Here is a 919-nt window from a genome sequence, read left to right as displayed (position 1 = left end):
TTATCTTGCCCTCTTAATCGACTGACCGCTCGCTCAAGCGAAGGTGGGACCCGCTCCTTTCATGAGTTTCACAACTGCCGGTCTGAAACACGAAAAAGTATCACCTGAAGCGGATCAACCCGAAGAAGTTCATCTGCGCCATCTACGTCAACGATTTCAGCCCTGCCCGTAAAACCATCGGACAGGCCCAAAACATCACCCAATATGTCGTAGGCATCATCAACGTCATCTTCAGAAAACCCGCGACGCATAACAAATTGCATAATTATTACATTATTATCGATGACAGAAGTACATCTAAGAATATTGCCATTCATCTTGCCATAAGAGGCATTCACAAATGCCGCCTTTAAAGCAACTACATCATCATCAATCACTTCATCCACCTACAAATACTATGGAACAGGAAAGAACATCGGATTTCCAGATGGATTTGACGGGACAATATGATAGCCCGTTCTCGAGTAGTGAACTATCGCAGAGTCAGTCGCCTGTGCATTGCCAGCCCGGTCAACAACCTGCCCAATGACACGACCAGGCTCGGTAATCCGCTCCCTAAACCCAGGCGCTCCGCGCGTCCCGGCAACCGTCTGCCCCAACCCTGCGTGACGCTCGAATAACTTCGAAGCGCTCTCATTGAGAATGCTCGCCCCCTCACGATTGGTTCCCGGCGAATGAACTGCTTGTTTCGCAGCATTCAGACGGTTCCACCCCTCCGGATGCGTAGCCAAGTTTGCTTGTTGAGTTCGCTGTTGAATGACTTGGGCGCGCTGAGCGGTGCCAGGAGTGACCCTAGCGATTGCATTTCCAAATCGTCCAGCCTGGGCGGTCAATCTTGAGACTACCGGAGCGGCCCTGTTTGCGACCGCTTGGCAAACGCGCATCCAGCTACCAATGCACATCCCGGTCGGGTCGGTGT

Annotated in this window: 2 protein-coding genes; both read right to left on the bottom strand. The window is 51.7% G+C overall.

The genetic code is table 11. The annotated features are described in order from the left end of the window. Positions 1 to 68: 68 nt before the first annotated feature. On the bottom strand, positions 69 to 386 hold the full coding sequence (locus HX774_RS19260; protein WP_178829015.1) for a hypothetical protein: 318 nt from the start codon (positions 384 to 386) through the stop codon (positions 69 to 71). 9 nt (positions 387 to 395) lie between these two features. After that, complete coding sequence (locus HX774_RS20470; protein ID WP_370523754.1) at positions 396 to 884, bottom strand: polymorphic toxin type 50 domain-containing protein; 489 nt, start codon at positions 882 to 884, stop codon at positions 396 to 398. Positions 885 to 919: the final 35 nt, after the last annotated feature.

Origin of the sequence: Brevundimonas sp. P7753 (assembly GCF_013386595.1) — a bacterium.
GTDB lineage: Bacteria > Pseudomonadota > Alphaproteobacteria > Caulobacterales > Caulobacteraceae > Brevundimonas > Brevundimonas bullata.
This window is presented reverse-complemented; position numbering and strand designations above follow the sequence as displayed.

Bases quoted from the DNA above. Each gene is read 5' to 3' on its own strand.
- HX774_RS20470 (WP_370523754.1), bottom strand. From the start codon at position 884: ATGCGCGTTTGCCAAGCGGTCGCAAACAGGGCCGCTCCGGTAGTCTCA.